This is a genomic window from uncultured Pseudophaeobacter sp., assembly GCA_905479575.1.
Classification (GTDB): Bacteria; Pseudomonadota; Alphaproteobacteria; order Rhodobacterales; family Rhodobacteraceae; genus Pseudophaeobacter.
Genome location: CAJQNB010000020.1, coordinates 13,374 through 28,547 on the forward strand (window position 1 = coordinate 13,374; position 15,174 = coordinate 28,547).

Annotated in this window: 15 protein-coding genes; 11 read left to right on the forward strand and 4 right to left on the reverse strand. The window is 59.7% G+C overall.

Annotated elements, in window-relative coordinates; genetic code table 11:
- Positions 1–57: 57 nt before the first annotated feature.
- From QZ268_RS07525 to QZ268_RS07540, 4 genes are read right to left on the reverse strand one after another with little or no spacing between them, the layout of a single operon-like run.
- On the reverse strand, positions 58–363 hold the full coding sequence (locus tag QZ268_RS07525) for an urease subunit beta (protein ID WP_295450422.1): 306 nt from the start codon (positions 361–363) through the stop codon (positions 58–60).
- Positions 360–536 carry a hypothetical protein gene (locus tag QZ268_RS07530; RefSeq protein ID WP_295450425.1) on the reverse strand — a complete coding sequence of 59 codons (177 nt, stop codon included), beginning with the start codon at positions 534–536 and terminating at the stop codon, positions 360–362. Before QZ268_RS07530 ends, QZ268_RS07525 begins: the two co-directional genes overlap by 4 nt.
- Before the next feature lie 12 nt (positions 537–548).
- Entirely contained in the window at positions 549–851 is a 303-nt protein-coding gene (locus QZ268_RS07535; RefSeq protein ID WP_278921113.1) for an urease subunit gamma, read from the reverse strand.
- Position 852: 1 nt separating this feature from the next.
- Complete coding sequence (locus QZ268_RS07540) at positions 853–1,545, reverse strand: urease accessory protein UreD (protein WP_295450431.1); 693 nt, start codon at positions 1,543–1,545, stop codon at positions 853–855.
- A 634-nt stretch (positions 1,546–2,179) separates the two neighbouring features.
- Between QZ268_RS07540 and urtA the strand changes: the two genes are divergently transcribed.
- The 11 genes from urtA (at position 2,180) to QZ268_RS07595 (ending at position 15,162) form a co-directional block, all read left to right on the forward strand.
- The gene (gene urtA / locus QZ268_RS07545; protein WP_295450433.1) at positions 2,180–3,460 is read left to right on the forward strand and encodes an urea ABC transporter substrate-binding protein; all 1,281 of its coding nucleotides are present in this window, start codon (positions 2,180–2,182) and stop codon (positions 3,458–3,460) included.
- Between the two features lie 56 nt (positions 3,461–3,516).
- A complete protein-coding gene (urtB, locus tag QZ268_RS07550; RefSeq protein ID WP_295450438.1) occupies positions 3,517–5,502 on the forward strand; it encodes an urea ABC transporter permease subunit UrtB in 1,986 nt (661 codons plus the stop codon).
- Between the two features lie 3 nt (positions 5,503–5,505).
- A complete protein-coding gene (urtC, locus tag QZ268_RS07555; protein WP_295450441.1) occupies positions 5,506–6,738 on the forward strand; it encodes an urea ABC transporter permease subunit UrtC in 1,233 nt (410 codons plus the stop codon).
- Positions 6,735–7,475 (forward strand): urea ABC transporter ATP-binding protein UrtD, encoded by a 741-nt coding sequence (gene urtD / locus QZ268_RS07560; RefSeq protein ID WP_295450443.1) that lies wholly within the window; start codon positions 6,735–6,737, stop codon positions 7,473–7,475. The genes urtC and urtD overlap by 4 nt, the downstream gene beginning before the upstream one ends.
- Positions 7,476–7,478: 3 nt before the next feature.
- The gene (gene urtE, locus QZ268_RS07565) at positions 7,479–8,174 is read left to right on the forward strand and encodes an urea ABC transporter ATP-binding subunit UrtE (RefSeq protein WP_295450446.1); all 696 of its coding nucleotides are present in this window, start codon (positions 7,479–7,481) and stop codon (positions 8,172–8,174) included.
- Positions 8,175–8,430: 256 nt separating this feature from the next.
- Positions 8,431–9,987, forward strand: a complete 1,557-nt coding sequence (locus QZ268_RS07570) for an ABC transporter substrate-binding protein (RefSeq protein WP_295450447.1) — start codon at positions 8,431–8,433, stop codon at positions 9,985–9,987.
- Between the two features lie 195 nt (positions 9,988–10,182).
- Positions 10,183–11,163, forward strand: a complete 981-nt coding sequence (locus QZ268_RS07575; RefSeq protein ID WP_295450450.1) for an ABC transporter permease — start codon at positions 10,183–10,185, stop codon at positions 11,161–11,163.
- Positions 11,160–12,104, forward strand: coding sequence for an ABC transporter permease (locus QZ268_RS07580; protein WP_295450453.1), 945 nt, complete (start codon positions 11,160–11,162; stop codon positions 12,102–12,104). Before QZ268_RS07575 ends, QZ268_RS07580 begins: the two co-directional genes overlap by 4 nt.
- Positions 12,105–12,109: 5 nt before the next feature.
- Entirely contained in the window at positions 12,110–13,099 is a 990-nt protein-coding gene (locus QZ268_RS07585; protein WP_295450455.1) for an ABC transporter ATP-binding protein, read from the forward strand.
- Positions 13,099–14,121 (forward strand): oligopeptide/dipeptide ABC transporter ATP-binding protein, encoded by a 1,023-nt coding sequence (locus tag QZ268_RS07590; RefSeq protein ID WP_295450457.1) that lies wholly within the window; start codon positions 13,099–13,101, stop codon positions 14,119–14,121. Before QZ268_RS07585 ends, QZ268_RS07590 begins: the two co-directional genes overlap by 1 nt.
- 30 nt (positions 14,122–14,151) lie before the next feature.
- A complete protein-coding gene (locus QZ268_RS07595; protein WP_295450459.1) occupies positions 14,152–15,162 on the forward strand; it encodes a LysR family transcriptional regulator in 1,011 nt (336 codons plus the stop codon).
- The last annotated feature ends 12 nt before the right edge of the window (positions 15,163–15,174 follow it).

The following is a 15,174-nucleotide window of genomic DNA, read 5'->3' on the forward strand; positions in this document are numbered from 1 at the left end:
AGCAAAACAGTTTGGTGTTGGGCGCAGTGGCATGCGCCTGAGAGGGGGCAGCGGCGGTCAGAGCGCGCCCATGATCTTTTGGTTGAAGCCAAAGACCTGCCGGGCGCCGGAAAAGGGCACCAGCTGCACCTCGCGGCGCTGGCCGGGTTCAAACCGCACGGCGGTGCCCGCTGCAATGTCCAGGCGATGGCCATGGGCGGTCTCGCGGTCGAACTCCAGCGCTGGGTTGGCTTCGGCAAAATGGTAGTGCGAGCCAACCTGCACCGGGCGGTCGCCGGTGTTCGCCACCATCAGCGTTACCGCCTCACGATCTGCATTCAGCGTCAGATCGCCGGGCGCAGGCAGCAGCTCTCCGGGGATCATGTGCGCGCCTTCCAGGCGATATAGCCACCGACGACGATCAGCGCCACAAGCGCCGCAAGGCCCAGCATGTCTTTGGGATGGGTGTGGATTTCCACCGCACCATGGGCCAGCACGGGCGTGCCCAGCAGTGCAAGAGACAGGGCGGAAGTGGCGGCAAGAGACAGAGTTTTCATGAGCGATTTCCTTTAGCGGATGGGGTTATGCACGGTCACCAGTTTGGTGCCATCGGGAAAGGTGGCTTCGACCTGCACGTCATGGATCATCTCGGCGATGCCCTCCATGCATTGGTCGCGGCTGATGACCTCGGCGCCGGCCTCCATCATGTCAGCGACGGAACGGCCGTCACGGGCGCCCTCGACCACCGCATCGGTGATCAGGGCGATGGCCTCGGGGTGGTTCAGCTTGACGCCGCGCGCCAGGCGGCGGCGGGCCACCTCGGCGGCCATGGCGATCAGCAGTTTGTCTTTTTCTCGGGGGGTCAGGTTCATGTCAGATCATCCAGCATCGGGGAAGGGTGCCCTGTGTCAGGCGGTTCTGTGGTGGGCAGTTCTGTGTCAGGCGGTTCAGGATCGGGATCAGGCTGCGGCGCAGCTCATAGGCGTCAGCCGCGAGAATGCGCAGCAGCAACAGGTCATCCCCAATCACCGAGGCCCCGGCCTGGGGTGGCAACATGGCCCGCAAGGGGGCCAGCTGGCCGCGGGCATCCGGCGCCACATAGATCACCGAGACCAGCGCCCGGGCCCCGGCGGCCACATGCGGGCGGTCCAGCTGTGCCTGCATGTCACCGTCAAAGCGCATGGCGTCGCGGTAGAGTTCTGTGCCATTGCGGCGCAGCACAATCCGGTCATGAAAGCGCCCCTGTGTCACCGTTTCTCCCATGGCCAGGCGGCCAAAGACCAGCGGCTCCACCAGCAGGGCGGTGGCATCCGGGGCGAGATCCACATCGAGCCGACGCGACAGGGCGCAGCTTTGAAACAGAATGGTTTCCTGTGGCAGCCAGTTCACATGCCCCCCTGCGGCGACGTTCAGTTTGGTTTGCAGCTGCCCCACTTCACCGGGCTGGGCGCGATAGGCGCGTTCAGCCGTCTGGGTGGTCAGGGTCAAGGCAGCACCGGCCCCGATACCGGCAGTGATCCGCATGTCATCGCCGCCGGTGATGCCACCGGCCGTATTGATCAGCACCGCCTCGAGGCTTGTGGTTTTTATTCGTGGAAACAAACACCTGAACGAGCCAGACTGCCGCAGCCCCCGCAGCACCGACCCCCGCGACGTCTGCTTGACCGTAAGGTCAACAGCGCCCTGTGCCCGCGGTTGGCTGGGGCGGGCAGGGGGCACAGGCCGGGCGGCTTGCTGCGATATGTCGGCGGTCAGAGTAATGCCGGTCTCCTTTATCGGGTCAGATCCTTTGGCCAGATCTTCAGGCCGGATCTTTCGGGCGACAGCAGCATGTCAGCCGCAAGTCGGTTGCCTTTTTTTTCGGCAGTTCCGATCGGAGGCTCCACAAAAACTTGCAAAATTCCGCTTTTGAAAAACGCATTGCCTGTTTTTTAGCGCGCAGAGCGCCGTGCAGCCCAATTTTTGATCAATTTGCAGTATGGCGCGGGAAAAGTCGGCGCCGCACGTTGCTTCAATTGCTGCGATGCAGAAGCACTGTATGTGCCTGCCAGGAGCAATTGTTTTTGAAGGGTGTGTGACGACCAGACGAATTGCAGCTCTGACCGGCCGCCACACGGGTGCAACAAAGGTTGCGGGGACTGGGTACGGAAAGAGGCGCGTTGACGCAAGCACCCCCGACCCCCTCCGCCGGGAGATAAACATGATCAATCTAAAAACCACTTTGGCAGCCACAGCTGCTGTCGCCGCCCTCAGCACGCCAGCTCTGGCAGCGGATTGCACGTATAAAGTGGGCGTGCTGCATTCTCTGTCCGGAACCATGGCGATTTCCGAGACCACACTGAAAGACACCATGTTGATGCTGATTGACCAGCAGAACGCTGCCGGCGGTGTCATGGGCTGTGAGCTGGAAGCCGTTGTTGTCGATCCGGCCTCCGACTGGCCGCTGTTTGCCGAAAAGGCGCGCGAGTTGCTGACGGTGCATGATGTGGATGTGATCTTTGGCAACTGGACCAGCGTCAGCCGCAAATCGGTTCTGCCGGTGATCGAAGAGCTGAACGGATTGCTGTTCTACCCGGTGCAGTATGAGGGCGAAGAAAGCTCCAAGAACGTGTTCTACACTGGTGCGGCGCCCAACCAGCAGGCAATCCCGGCGACGGATTACTTCCTCGAAGAGCTGGGTGTTGAAAAATTTGCCCTGCTGGGGACCGACTATGTCTACCCCCGCACCACCAACAACATTCTGGAAAGCTATCTGCAGTCCAAGGGCATCGCCAGCGAAGACATCTTTGTGAACTACACCCCCTTTGGTCACTCTGACTGGTCCAAGATCGTTGCAGATGTTGTGGCGCTGGCCGCAGACGGCAAAAAGGTTGGGGTGATTTCCACCATCAATGGTGACGCCAACATCGGTTTCTACAAAGAACTGGCCGCTGCCGGTATTTCGGCGGATGACATCCCCGTGGTTGCCTTCTCGGTTGGCGAAGAAGAGCTGTCGGGTCTGGATACCTCGAACCTGGTGGGCCACCTGGCGGCCTGGAACTACTTCCAGTCGGCTGAAAGCGAGGCCAACACCGCCTTTATCGACTCCTGGAAAACCACCATGGGCGACGAGCGCGTCACCAATGACCCGATGGAAGCCCATTACATTGGCTTCAACATGTGGGTGAACGCGGTGGAAGCGGCAAAAACCGCTGATGTGGATGCGGTGCGGACCGCCATGTATGGGCAGGAGTTCCCCAACCTGACCGGCGGCACTGCTGTGATGTTGCCCAACCACCACCTGGCCAAGCCAGTGCTGATTGGTGAAATCCAGGAAGACGGCCAGTTTGACATCATCAGCCAGACCACCGAAGTCCCCGGCGATGCCTGGACCGACTTCCTGCCTGACAGTGCGGTGTTGATGTCTGATTGGAAAGACATCGGTTGCGGCATGTATAACACCGAAACCAAAACCTGCGTTCAGCTGAACTCGAACTACTGATCGTAACAGTCCCGCAGGGCCCCTCGGCTCTGCGGGACATTGAAGGCACCAGCATCATGAGAACTTCCTTTTTGGCGGGCCTTCTGGTCCTTCTATCGAACCTTGCTGCCCTGGCGCAGCAGGTCTCCCCCCAGACAAATTTGACGCAACCGGCAGCAATGCAGAGCCTCTTACAAGAGCAAAGCGCGCTGATCCTGAAGAGTTCACGCAAGACCATTGCCCCGGCGATTGCAGCGATCGCTGACAGCGGGCTGCCCCAGGCGCAGGCGGTGCTGCAGGCCTGGCAGGTCAAGGCCCTGTGGATGCGCAAGTCTGACGGGCTGTTCTTTCGCGGCGAAAAGCTGGAAAGCAAAAGCTATCGCCTGTTTGATTTTGATACCGGAGAGGCCATCGGGGATGCGGCCAAATCGGATCTGAAACAGATCAAACCCAACAGCGGCGTTCGGGCGCTGATCGCCACCGCCTTGGTGCAGTTTCAGCTGTCGGACCCGGATCCCTCCCGCCGCCAGGAAGCATTGCTGGCCATTGAGCGCGCCCCCGCTGGCGCGCTGCTGGCGCCGCTGCGCGCCTCGATCCCCGGCGAGACAGATCCGGTTCTGAAAGCGCGAAAAACCCGCATTGAGCAGCTTTTGACCATTGCCTATGACACGGATGAGACCCGCCGCGTCGCCACTATTCAATCCCTGTCCGGGGATCTGGGGCTGGATGTGCGGGCGACGCTGAACCCGCTGGTTTCGACCCAGCTGCGCGCCTTTGCCGGGGATATCCCTGCGGGCTTGAATGTCGCGCGCCGGGTGGAACCGGGGCAGGACGCGCTGTCGCAGGATGCGGCCTACGACCTGTTGGTTGCGGCCAAACTGGCCCCGGCCCGTGTTTCAAGTGATGAGATCCGCACCACGCTGGCAGCCCATATCGACGGCGGCCGGGTCGGCGGGGTGCCGTTGGCGCAGTTGAGCCAAGAGGACGCACGGACCCGAGCCTACGGGGCGCTGGTTGCGGCCAAATTGGCCCCGGCGCTGGTCAGTGCTGAACAAATCACCCAGAGCCTGAACGCGCATGTGTTTGCCGAAATCTACGATGAACCTGCGGCGGCTATTACCAGTGCAGCCAGCGAAGCGCTCAAGAGCATTTCCACCCAGGTGGCGATTGGTCAGACGGTGGACCTGACGCTGGATGCGCTGTCGCTGGCCTCGATCTATTTCCTCGCCGCCATTGGTCTGGCGATTACCTTTGGGGTGATGGGGGTGATCAATATGGCCCATGGGGAATTCATCATGATGGGCGCCTATACCGGCTATGTGGTGCAGCAGGTGATCCCGAACCATACGGTGTCGATCCTGGTGGCGGTGCCGCTGGCCTTTGCGGTGACCTTTGCCGCCGGGGTGGCGATGGAGCGGCTGGTTATTCGCTGGCTCTACAATCGCCCGCTAGAGACCCTGCTGGCCACCTTTGGCATCTCGATTGCGCTGCAGCAGCTGGCCAAGAACATCTTTGGCACCCAGGCGCGCCCGCTGACGGCGCCGGGCTGGCTGGATGGAGCATGGATCATCAACGATGTGGTGTCGATCAGCTATATTCGCATCGCCATCTTCATGCTGGCCCTGATCTTTCTGGGCGTGTTCCTGTTCATCATGCGGCGCACCCGGCTGGGGCTGGAAACCCGTGCGGTGACGCAGAACCGGGCCATGGCCGGGTCCATGGGGATCAACCCGGAACGGGTGAATATGCTCACCTTTGGGCTGGGGTCCGGCATTGCCGGCATCGCGGGCGTCGCCATCGGGCTGTTTGCCAAGGTCACGTCAGAGCTCGGCTCGGACTATATCGTGCAAAGCTTTATGACCGTGGTTGTTGGCGGCGTTGGCAATATCTGGGGCACCCTGGCAGGGGCCACCATGATTGGTTTCTTCCAAAAGGGCGTCGAGTGGCTGAACCCGTCAAACACCCTGGCCGCACAGACCTATATGATCGTCTTTATCATCGTCTTCATTCAATTTCGCCCACGAGGGATCATCGCCCTCAAAGGCCGGGCGGCGGGAGATTAAGCGATGTCCGACACTTTCTTCAAACGTAACCCCTCGACCCTGGTGTTTCTGGCTGTGCTGGCGCTGTTCGTGCTGGGCGTGACCCTGTTGGCCGAAGGGGCAGGGGCCGGGGTGATCTCCACCAGCTTTGTCAAAACCCTGGGCAAGACGCTGTGTCTGGCCCTGGTGGCGGTGGCGATGGATCTGGTCTGGGGCTACACGGGTATCCTGTCGCTGGGCCATTTTGCCTTCTTTGGCCTGGGCGGCTACATGATCGGCATGTGGCTGATGTATGCCCGCACGCAAGCGATTGTTGTCTCGTCGCTGGCCGAGGCCCCGATCCCCGCCACCGAGAGCGAGGTTGTCGATGCTATTGGCAATCAGATCTTCGGCGTGGTGGGATCCAGCGAGTTCCCTATGATCTGGATGTTTTCTGACAGTCTGCTGCTGCAGCTTGTGCTGGTGGTGGCGGTGCCGGGTGTGCTGGCGCTGGTCTTTGGCTGGCTGGCCTTCCGCTCGCGCGTCACCGGTGTGTATCTGTCGATCCTGACCCAGGCGATGACCCTGGGGCTGGCGCTCTATCTGTTTCAAAACGATAGCGGCTTGCGCGGCAACAATGGGCTGTCAGGCCTGCAAAACCTGCCGGGGCTGGATCATGTGCCACAGGCCACCATGTCGATCTGGTTTTTCTGGGCCTCGGCGGCGGCCCTGGCGCTGGGCTACCTATTTGCCGCCTGGATTGTTTCGGGCAAGTTTGGCTCGGTGCTGCGTGGTATTCGCGACAACGAGGCGCGGGTGCGCTTTCTTGGTTACTCGGTCGAGGGCTACAAGCTGTTCATCTTTACTGTCACCGCCATTATCGCAGGTATCGCCGGGGCGCTGTACTACCCGCAGGCGGGGATTATCAACCCGGCGGAAATTGCCCCTGTTGCCTCGATCTATCTGGCGGTCTGGGTGGCCATTGGTGGCCGAGGGCGGCTGTACGGTGCGGTGATCGGCGCCATCTTTGTCAGCCTGGTGTCGTCCTGGTTTACCGGCGGTCAGGCGCCGGATGTGAATCTTGGCTTTTACACCCTGAAATGGGTCGATTGGTGGCTCATTGTGCTGGGGCTCAGCTTTGTTCTGGTGACGCTGTTTGCGCCGCGCGGCATTGGTGGGCTGGTTGATTTGTGGAGCGAGCGGCGACGGCCCGACCGTCACGGTGCCGATCTGGGACCGGGCGCCGGCGCCCTGCGCGAAAAGGAGGCGAATGAATGAGCATGCTTCTGGAAGTCTCTGGTGTCTCCGTCAGCTTTGATGGGTTCAAGGCAATCAACAACCTCAGCTTTGCCATTGGCCAGGCGGAAATGCGGGCGATCATCGGTCCCAATGGGGCGGGCAAAACCACCTTCATGGATATCGTGACCGGCAAGACCAAACCAGACGAGGGCAGGGTGACCTGGGGCGAGCGCAATATCTCGCTTTTGGGGATGAGCGAGGCCCGCATTGCCCGCGAGGGCGTTGGGCGCAAGTTCCAGAAGCCCACGGTGTTTGAGGACCAGACGGTGCTGGAAAACCTGCTGATGGCGCTGCGCTCCAACCGTAGCCCTTTTGCGGTGATGTTTTATCGCGCCACCGCTGCCGATCTGGCGCGGGTTGATGAGCTGGCCACTGAGATTGGCCTGTCAGAGGCGCTGGGGCGTAAATCCGGCGAGCTGAGCCACGGGCAGAAACAGTGGTTGGAAATTGGCATGTTGCTGGCGCAAGAGCCGCGCCTGTTGCTGGTGGATGAACCGGCAGCTGGCATGACCCCGGCTGAGCGCGAGCAAACCACTGCCATTCTGGTGGAGGCCGCCAAAACCCGCGCCGTGGTGGTGGTGGAACACGACATGGAGTTTGTGCGCAGGCTGGATTGCCGCGTCACGGTCTTGCACGAGGGGGCGGTTCTGGCGGAAGGTTCTTTGGATCACGTGACCGCAAACAGCCAGGTCATTGATGTATATTTGGGGCGCTGAGACATGCTGACACTCGACGATTTCACCCTGCATTATGGTCACTCCCAAATCCTGCATGGGGTCTCGCTAGAGGCCAAGGCGGGTGCGGTGACCTGTGTAATGGGCACCAATGGGGTGGGCAAGACCAGCCTGATCCGGGCGATCTGTGGCCAGCATCAGCGCACAGGTGGGCGCATGGTTCTGGATGGCGAAGAACTGCCTGCGCTGCCCGCGCATAAATTGGCGCAAAAAGGCGTTGCTGTGGTGCCGCAGGGGCGCGAGATCTTTCCGCAGCTCACGGTGCGCGAAAACATGGAAACCGGGTTTTCCTGTCTGCCCAAATCCGACCATCACATCCCGGATGAGCTGTTTGATTTGTTCCCGATCCTGAAGGATTTCATTGATCGGCGCGGTGGCGATTTGTCCGGTGGGCAACAGCAGCAACTGGCCATTGCGCGGGCGCTGATCACCCGGCCCAAACTCTTGCTGTTGGATGAGCCAACCGAGGGCATTCAGCCCAATGTAATCCAGCAGATCGGCGAAGTGATCCGGCTGCTGCGCGATCGCGGCGACATGGCCATTGTGCTGGTGGAGCAGTATTTTGATTTTGCCTATGAGCTGGCAGATCACATCGTGGTGCTGCGCCGGGGCGAGGTGATCTTTGACGGCGACAAGGCCAGCACCAGCCGCGAAGAGGTGCTGCCGAAGGTCTCAGTCTAGCGGTAGATCGGCCAACGCAGACGCCGGGGGCAGGCAGGGGGCACATCGTCCTGATTGGAGTATAGCCTATTCAGAACAGCGCTTTGCATCGTAGTGTGCAGGGCGCTGTTTACGGTTTGGCGCCTGGGCGATATGCGCTCTATTCCGGATTTGCATGGGTGATTTGAAATTGGCATTGGCCCCTGTTGGGCGCCATGGCTTAGGTATCTCTCACTGTTTCAGGAGGCCAACCAAGGCGTCCGACATGGAGGGAAGAATGAACCAATTTATCCGCATCGCTGCGGCTGGTGTGATGTCGCTCGCCTTTGGCGCCGTGGCTCAGGCCGAAGTCACAGTCAAAGTCGCCTATGACGCCGATCCGGTGTCACTGGACCCACATGAGCAACTGTCCGGGGGCACGCTGCAGTTCTCGCATATGTCTTTTGACCCGCTGGTCCGCTGGACCCAGGACCTGCAGTTTGAGCCCCGTCTGGCAACCAGCTGGGAGCAGATCGACGAAAACACCACGCGGTTTCACCTGCGCGAAGGTGTAAAGTTCCACTCTGGCAACATGCTGACCGCAGCGGATGTCGACTGGACCTTTGACCGCCTGAAAGAAAGCCCCGACTTCAAGGGGATCTTCAGCCTGTTCACCGATGTGAAAGTGATCGACGATAATACCTTTGATCTGATCACCTCGGAGCCCTATCCGCTGGTGCTGCACACAGTGACCTATATCTTCCCGATGGACAGCAAGTTCTATTCGGGCACCACTGACGACGGCAAGGATCGCGCTGAGCTGGTCAAGCACGGCGACAGCTTTGCCTCGCGCAATGTCTCCGGCACCGGCCCCTTTGTGGTCACCTCGCGGGAGCAGGGCGTAAAGATGGTCTTTGACCGTTTTGACGGCTACTGGGATACCGAAACCGCTGGCAACGTGGATCAGATCATCCTGACCCCGATCAAGGAAAGCCCCACCCGTGTGGCCGCCCTGTTGTCGGGCGATGTTGATTTCATCGCGCCGGTTCCGCCCACCGATCTGGCCCGTGTTGACGATAACGACGGCACCAATCTGATCACCATGCCCGGCACCCGGATCATCACCTTCCAGATGAACCAGGACCGTGTCGAAGCGCTGAAAGATGCCCGCGTCCGTAAGGCCATCGACTATGCCGTCAACAATGCTGGTATCGTCGATCGCATCATGCGTGGCTTTGGCACCGTTGGCGCCCAGGCAAGCCCCGCTGGCTATTTGGGTCACAATGCTGATCTGACCCCACGTTTTGACGTTGCCAAGGCCAAGGAACTGATGGCCGAAGCAGGCTATGCCGACGGGTTTGAACTGACCATGATGGCGCCCAACAACCGCTATGTGAACGACGACAAGATCGCTCAGGCGGTTGCCTCGATGCTGGCAAAGATCAACATCAAGGTTGACCTGCAGACCATGCCAAAGGCCCAGTACTGGCCCGCCTTTGACGAGCGCGCAGCAGATATGATGATGATCGGCTGGCACTCGGATACCGAAGACTCGGCCAACTTCCACCAGTTCCTGAGCCATTGCTTCAATGAAGAAACCGGCAATGGGCAGTATAACTCGGGCAACTACTGCAACGAAGAAGCTGACATGCTGATGGCCAAGGCCAATTCGGAAACCGATTCTGAAAAACGCGCTGAGCTGCTGCAGCAGATGGAAACTATCCTCTATGACGAGGCCGCTTTCATCCCGCTGCACTGGCAGAACCTCGCTTGGGGTGCGCGCAAAGGTGTTCACGCTGAATCCATCGTGAACGCACTGAACTTCCCTTACTTTGGTGACCTTGTCGTCGATTAAGGAACGTTCCAACTTTCAGCCGGGGCGGGTCATTGTGACCTGTTCCGGCTTCTTTCCAAGACAGTTTGCCAAGGGTATGCTTCCTGACTGCACAGGGAGGCGAGGTTTGATGCCCTTTGCCATTTGTCTCAGGCCCTCTTCTTCGTTCCAGGCCGAACGACCCCACTACCAATTGCCCCAGGAAGGTGCCAAAGCATGTTTGCTTACCTTGTGAAACGCGTGTTCCAGGCCATCGCGGTGATGTTTGTCATCTCGCTGATCGGTTTTGCCATTCAGGATAACCTTGGTGATCCGCTGCGAGAGCTTGTCGGACAATCCGTCAGCGAAGAGGTTCGCCAGGAGCTGCGCGACGAGTTGGGGCTGAACGACAGTTTCCTCACCCAATATCTGCGCTTTGCCGGCAATGCGCTGCAGGGTGATCTGGGCACCAGTTATTTCTTCAAAGAGCCGGCGCTGGATGTGATCCTGAAAAAGCTGCCCGCCACCATGGAGCTGGTCCTGGGCGCCGCTGTCATCATCATCGGCCTGTCAATCCCGGTGGGCGTCTACACCGCCATCTATCCCAATACGATAATCAGCCGTCTGGTTATGGGGATTTCGATCATTGGTATTTCGATCCCGGTGTTTTTGACCGCGATCCTGATGATCTATGTGTTTTCAGTCGAATACGGCTGGTTTCCCTCTTATGGGCGCGGGGACGTGGTGCATGTCTTTGGCTCTTGGGACACCAATTTTGCCACGGTGGATGGCTGGATGCATATCCTGCTGCCCTCGATCGCGCTGGCCTCTATCATGTTGCCGCTGTTTGTCCGCCTGATCCGGGCCGAAATGATGGAAGTGCTGCAGAGCGAATATGTGAAATACGCCAAAGCCAAGGGCATCCGGCCCTGGCGGATCTATTTTGTGCACGCGCTGAAGAACACCTTGCTGCCGGTGATCACCGTCGGCGGGGTGCAGATCGGCACCATGGTGGCCTATACCATCCTGACCGAGACGGTGTTTCAGTGGCCGGGCATGGGTTTCATGTTCCTGGAGGCGGTGAACCGTGTCGATACCCCGCTGATCGTCGCCTATCTCATCGTTGTTGGCTTTATCTTTGTTGTCACCAATACAATCGTTGACCTGATCTACGGGCTGGTCAATCCCACCGTCAATCTTGCGAGGATGGGCGCATGAGCAGCCTGAATACCACCGCCGAACCATCGCGCTGGGCGCAGATCTGGAACTCCAACATCGGCTATAGCTTCCGGCGCAATCCGGTTGCCATGGTGTCGCTGGCCGTCTTTATGGTGATTGCGGTGATGTCGTTCTGCGCGCCGCTGATTGCGCCCTTTGATCCCTATGATCCGGGTCAGATCGACATTATGAACAGCGAATACCCCCCGGTTTGGGTGCAGGGCGCCGATGCGCAGTTCATGCTGGGCACCGATGATCAGGGCCGCGATCTGTGGTCGACCATCCTCTATGGTACGCGCCTGTCGCTGTTGATTGGCATCTGTGCGGTGGGGCTGCAGGCTTTTCTTGGTATCTCGATCGGGTTGATCGCCGGCTATGTGGGCGGGCGGATCGACAGCCTGCTGATGCGGTTGGCCGATATCCAGCTGTCGTTTTCCACCCTGATGGTGGCGATCATCTTTCTGGCGGTGACCCAGGCGATGTTTGGCTCTGAGACCTTCAACCAATATGCGATCTATTTCCTGATTGCGGTGATTGGCGTGGCGGAGTGGCCGCAATATGCCCGTACCGTGCGGGCCACCGTTCTGGCCGAGAAGAAAAAGGAATATGTCGACAGCGCCCGGGTGCTGGGCTTTGGCCCGCTGCGCATCATGGTGCGCCATATCCTGCCCAACTCGCTGTCACCGATCTTTGTGATCTCCACCGTGCAGGTGGCCAATGCGATCATTTCCGAGGCGTCCTTGTCCTTCCTTGGGCTGGGCATGCCGCCCAGCCAGCCGTCGCTGGGATCGCTGATCTCTTCCGGCTTTGACTATATCTTTTCGGGAAGCTGGTGGATCACCGCCATTCCCGGCATCGTGCTGGTGGTTCTGGTGCTGGTGATCAATCTGTTGGGCGACTGGCTACGGGATGCCCTGAACCCCAAACTGTATAAGGGATAAGCGCAATGTCCTTGCTTTCCGTGCGCGACCTGAGCGTTAAATTCGCCATGCGCGACAATACCGTAACCGCTCTCAATCAGATCAGTTTTGATCTGGCCAAGGGCGAACGCCTGGGCATCGTCGGTGAATCCGGCGCGGGCAAATCCATCACCGGTTTTGCCTTGATGAACCTGCTCAGCCGCCCTGGCTTTATTGACAGTGGCCAGATCCTGTTTCAGGGCGACGACATCGCCGAGATGTCCGAGGCCAAGATGCGCGGCATTCGCGGCAATCAGATGGCGATGATCTTTCAGGATCCGATGGTGACGCTGAACCCGGTGCTGACCATTGGCCAGCAGATGGTGGAAACCCTGATGGCGCACCGCAAGCTCAGCAAGGCGGAGGCGGAACAGATCGCCATCGTCAAGCTGCGGGAGGTCTATATCCCGTCGCCAGAGGAGCGTCTGGATCAATACCCACACGAGCTGTCGGGGGGCATGCGCCAGCGGATCATCATCGCCATTGCCCTGCTGCTGGATCCGCAGCTGATCATCGCCGATGAGCCGACAACGGCGCTGGATGTGACCATTCAGGCCGATATCATGGAGCTGTTGCTGGAGCTGTGCGACTCCAACAAGGTAGGCCTGATCCTGATCACCCATGACCTGGGCGTGGTCAGCCAGATGACCGAACGCACCCTGGTGATGTATGCCGGGCGCATCATCGAAGCTGGCCGTACCCGCGAGATCATCAACGACCCACAGCACCCCTATACCCAGGGGCTGATCAACGCGCTGCCGCAGCAGACCAAACCCGGCCAACGGTTGAAACAGATCCCGGGCAATATGCCCTCGCTGACCTCAATCCCCAAGGGCTGCCCCTTTAGTCCGCGCTGCGAATATGTGCAGGATCACTGCCGCACCGAGGCGCCAAAGCCGGTGCAATACACCCATGTTCAGGTGGCCTGCCACGAGGTCAACCGGTTGCACAGCGACAAAGCTGAGGAGATGAACTGATGACGACGCCTCAGCCCCTGTTGAAGATCGACAACCTGGAAAAGCGCTTTGAGCTGGACCGTGGCTTTCTGGAAACCCTGAAATTCAAGGGCGGCAAGCTGGTTCAGGAAAAGCGCGAAGTCCATGCCGTCAACAATATCTCGCTGGACGTTGCCGCCGGAGAGGCGCTCTGTGTGGTGGGGGAAAGCGGCTGTGGTAAATCCACCGTGGCCCGGTTGATTGCAGGCCTGCTGACGCCCAGCGGTGGTGAGATCCACTATGCAGGGGAGCGCATTGATAATCGCTCGCGCCGCGCAATGATGCCGCTGCGCAAAAAGATGCAGATGATCTTTCAAAACCCCTATGCATCGCTGAACCCGCGCATGACCATCCAGCAGGCGCTGGAGGAACCCGTGCGCTATCACAATCCTGCCCTGTCCAGGGGCGAGGTGCGCGACAAGGTGGCGGAGGTTATGCGCTCGGTGGGTGTGGACCCCAGTTGGGCTGGGCGTTACCCCCATGAATTCTCTGGCGGGCAGCGCCAGCGGATCGCCATTGCGCGGGCTTTGACGGTGGATCCTGAATTCATTATCGCCGATGAACCCATTTCGGCGCTGGATGTGTCGATCCAGGCGCAGGTGCTGAACCTGATGCTGGAGGCCAAGGACCAGCGCGGCCTCACCTATCTGTTCATCACCCATGATCTGAGCGTGGTGCAGCACTTTGGCACCAAGGTTGCGGTGCTTTATCTGGGCTCGGTCTGCGAGCTGTCGGACACAGCGACGCTGTTTGAGAACCCCAAGCACCCCTATACCCGTGCTTTGCTTTCGGCGGTTCCGCAGTTAAAAGATGATCATCCCAATCACATCAGATTGCGTGGCGAAATTCCGACACCGATCAACCTGCCCCAGGGATGCCCGTTTGAAAGTCGCTGTGCCCATGCCAATAGCCGGTGCCAGAATGAAAAACCTCGTCCCCAGCTACAGCCAGACGGCGCCCTGGTGGCCTGCCATGCCGTCGAAGAAGACCGGCTGGACGGCTAGGGTCAAAACGGCGCGGAACGGAATGACACAGTGGACATAGCCTGGCTCAGAGACTTTGAGGCTTTGGTCGCGCAGAAGAATTTCTCGCGCGCGGCGGAAGAGCGCAATGTCAGCCAACCGGCCTTCTCTCGGCGCATTCGGGCGCTGGAGGAGGAGTTTGGCGTCAAACTGATCAATCGCCAAACCCTGCCGCTGTCGCTGACCCCGGCGGGAGAGGTGTTTCTGGCCCAGTCGCGGGTGATGCTGCGCACCTATGACGAGACGCTGGAGCGCTGCCAGATCATTGATGCGGCTGGCGAAAATGTCATCCGCTTCGCCACCTCCCAGTCGCTTTACATGACCCATTACAAAACCCACATCGCCCCGATGGTCGATGAGGGGGGCTTGGAGATTGATTTGAACTCCACCGGCTGGGCGGCGGATCAGTTTGTGTCGGCCCTGCAGCAGCGCTATTGCGATGTGATCCTGACCTATTGGCACCCGTCCATGGATGCGCTGGCGCCACTGGCGCTGGGGAAATGTGACTATATCACCTTGACCAAAGACAGCTTTGTGCCGGTGTCCAAAACCGGGCCGGATGGGCCGCTGCACCATTTTGACGCCCCCCCCAAGAAACCAGTGTCGCTGTTGTCCTACGGGACGGTTTCGGCGCTGCGCTCGGTGGTGGAACACGCCCTGCGGCAAAATGCTGACGGCCCCAAGATGCTGGTGGTGAACCAAAGCGCGCTGGCCAATTCTGTCAAGGCGATGGTGCTCGAGGGCTTTGGCCTGGGGTGGCTGCCACGGGAGCTGTGCAAGGAAGAGTTGGCAGAGGGGCGGATGCAGATCGTTGGTGGCCCGCAACACTGCCACGCGCTGGAGATCCGGCTTTACCGGGACAAAGAAAACAGCAAACCGACGCTGAACCGCCTGTGGCGCGACATGCAGGCGCTTTCCCCTGATGCCGCAACCCTCCAAGATAGCCCCTGCCCAGATAGTCCAGACCCAGGCACTCCCGACCCAGGCACTCCCAACCCAGACACCCCCGACGCGGCGTCCTAGGCTATAGGCTGG

Coding starts and splice junctions, on each gene's coding strand:
- urtC (WP_295450441.1), top strand. CDS start 5,506: ATGTCCGACACTTTCTTCAAACGTAACCCCTCGACCCTGGTGTTTCTG.
- QZ268_RS07580 (WP_295450453.1), top strand. CDS start 11,160: ATGAGCAGCCTGAATACCACCGCCGAACCATCGCGCTGGGCGCAGATC.
- urtD (WP_295450443.1), top strand. CDS start 6,735: ATGAGCATGCTTCTGGAAGTCTCTGGTGTCTCCGTCAGCTTTGATGGG.
- QZ268_RS07590 (WP_295450457.1), top strand. CDS start 13,099: ATGACGACGCCTCAGCCCCTGTTGAAGATCGACAACCTGGAAAAGCGC.
- QZ268_RS07525 (WP_295450422.1), bottom strand. CDS start 363: ATGATCCCCGGAGAGCTGCTGCCTGCGCCCGGCGATCTGACGCTGAAT.
- QZ268_RS07585 (WP_295450455.1), top strand. CDS start 12,110: ATGTCCTTGCTTTCCGTGCGCGACCTGAGCGTTAAATTCGCCATGCGC.
- urtE (WP_295450446.1), top strand. CDS start 7,479: ATGCTGACACTCGACGATTTCACCCTGCATTATGGTCACTCCCAAATC.
- urtA (WP_295450433.1), top strand. CDS start 2,180: ATGATCAATCTAAAAACCACTTTGGCAGCCACAGCTGCTGTCGCCGCC.
- urtB (WP_295450438.1), top strand. CDS start 3,517: ATGAGAACTTCCTTTTTGGCGGGCCTTCTGGTCCTTCTATCGAACCTT.
- QZ268_RS07570 (WP_295450447.1), top strand. CDS start 8,431: ATGAACCAATTTATCCGCATCGCTGCGGCTGGTGTGATGTCGCTCGCC.
- QZ268_RS07535 (WP_278921113.1), bottom strand. CDS start 851: ATGAACCTGACCCCCCGAGAAAAAGACAAACTGCTGATCGCCATGGCC.
- QZ268_RS07530 (WP_295450425.1), bottom strand. CDS start 536: ATGAAAACTCTGTCTCTTGCCGCCACTTCCGCCCTGTCTCTTGCACTG.
- QZ268_RS07575 (WP_295450450.1), top strand. CDS start 10,183: ATGTTTGCTTACCTTGTGAAACGCGTGTTCCAGGCCATCGCGGTGATG.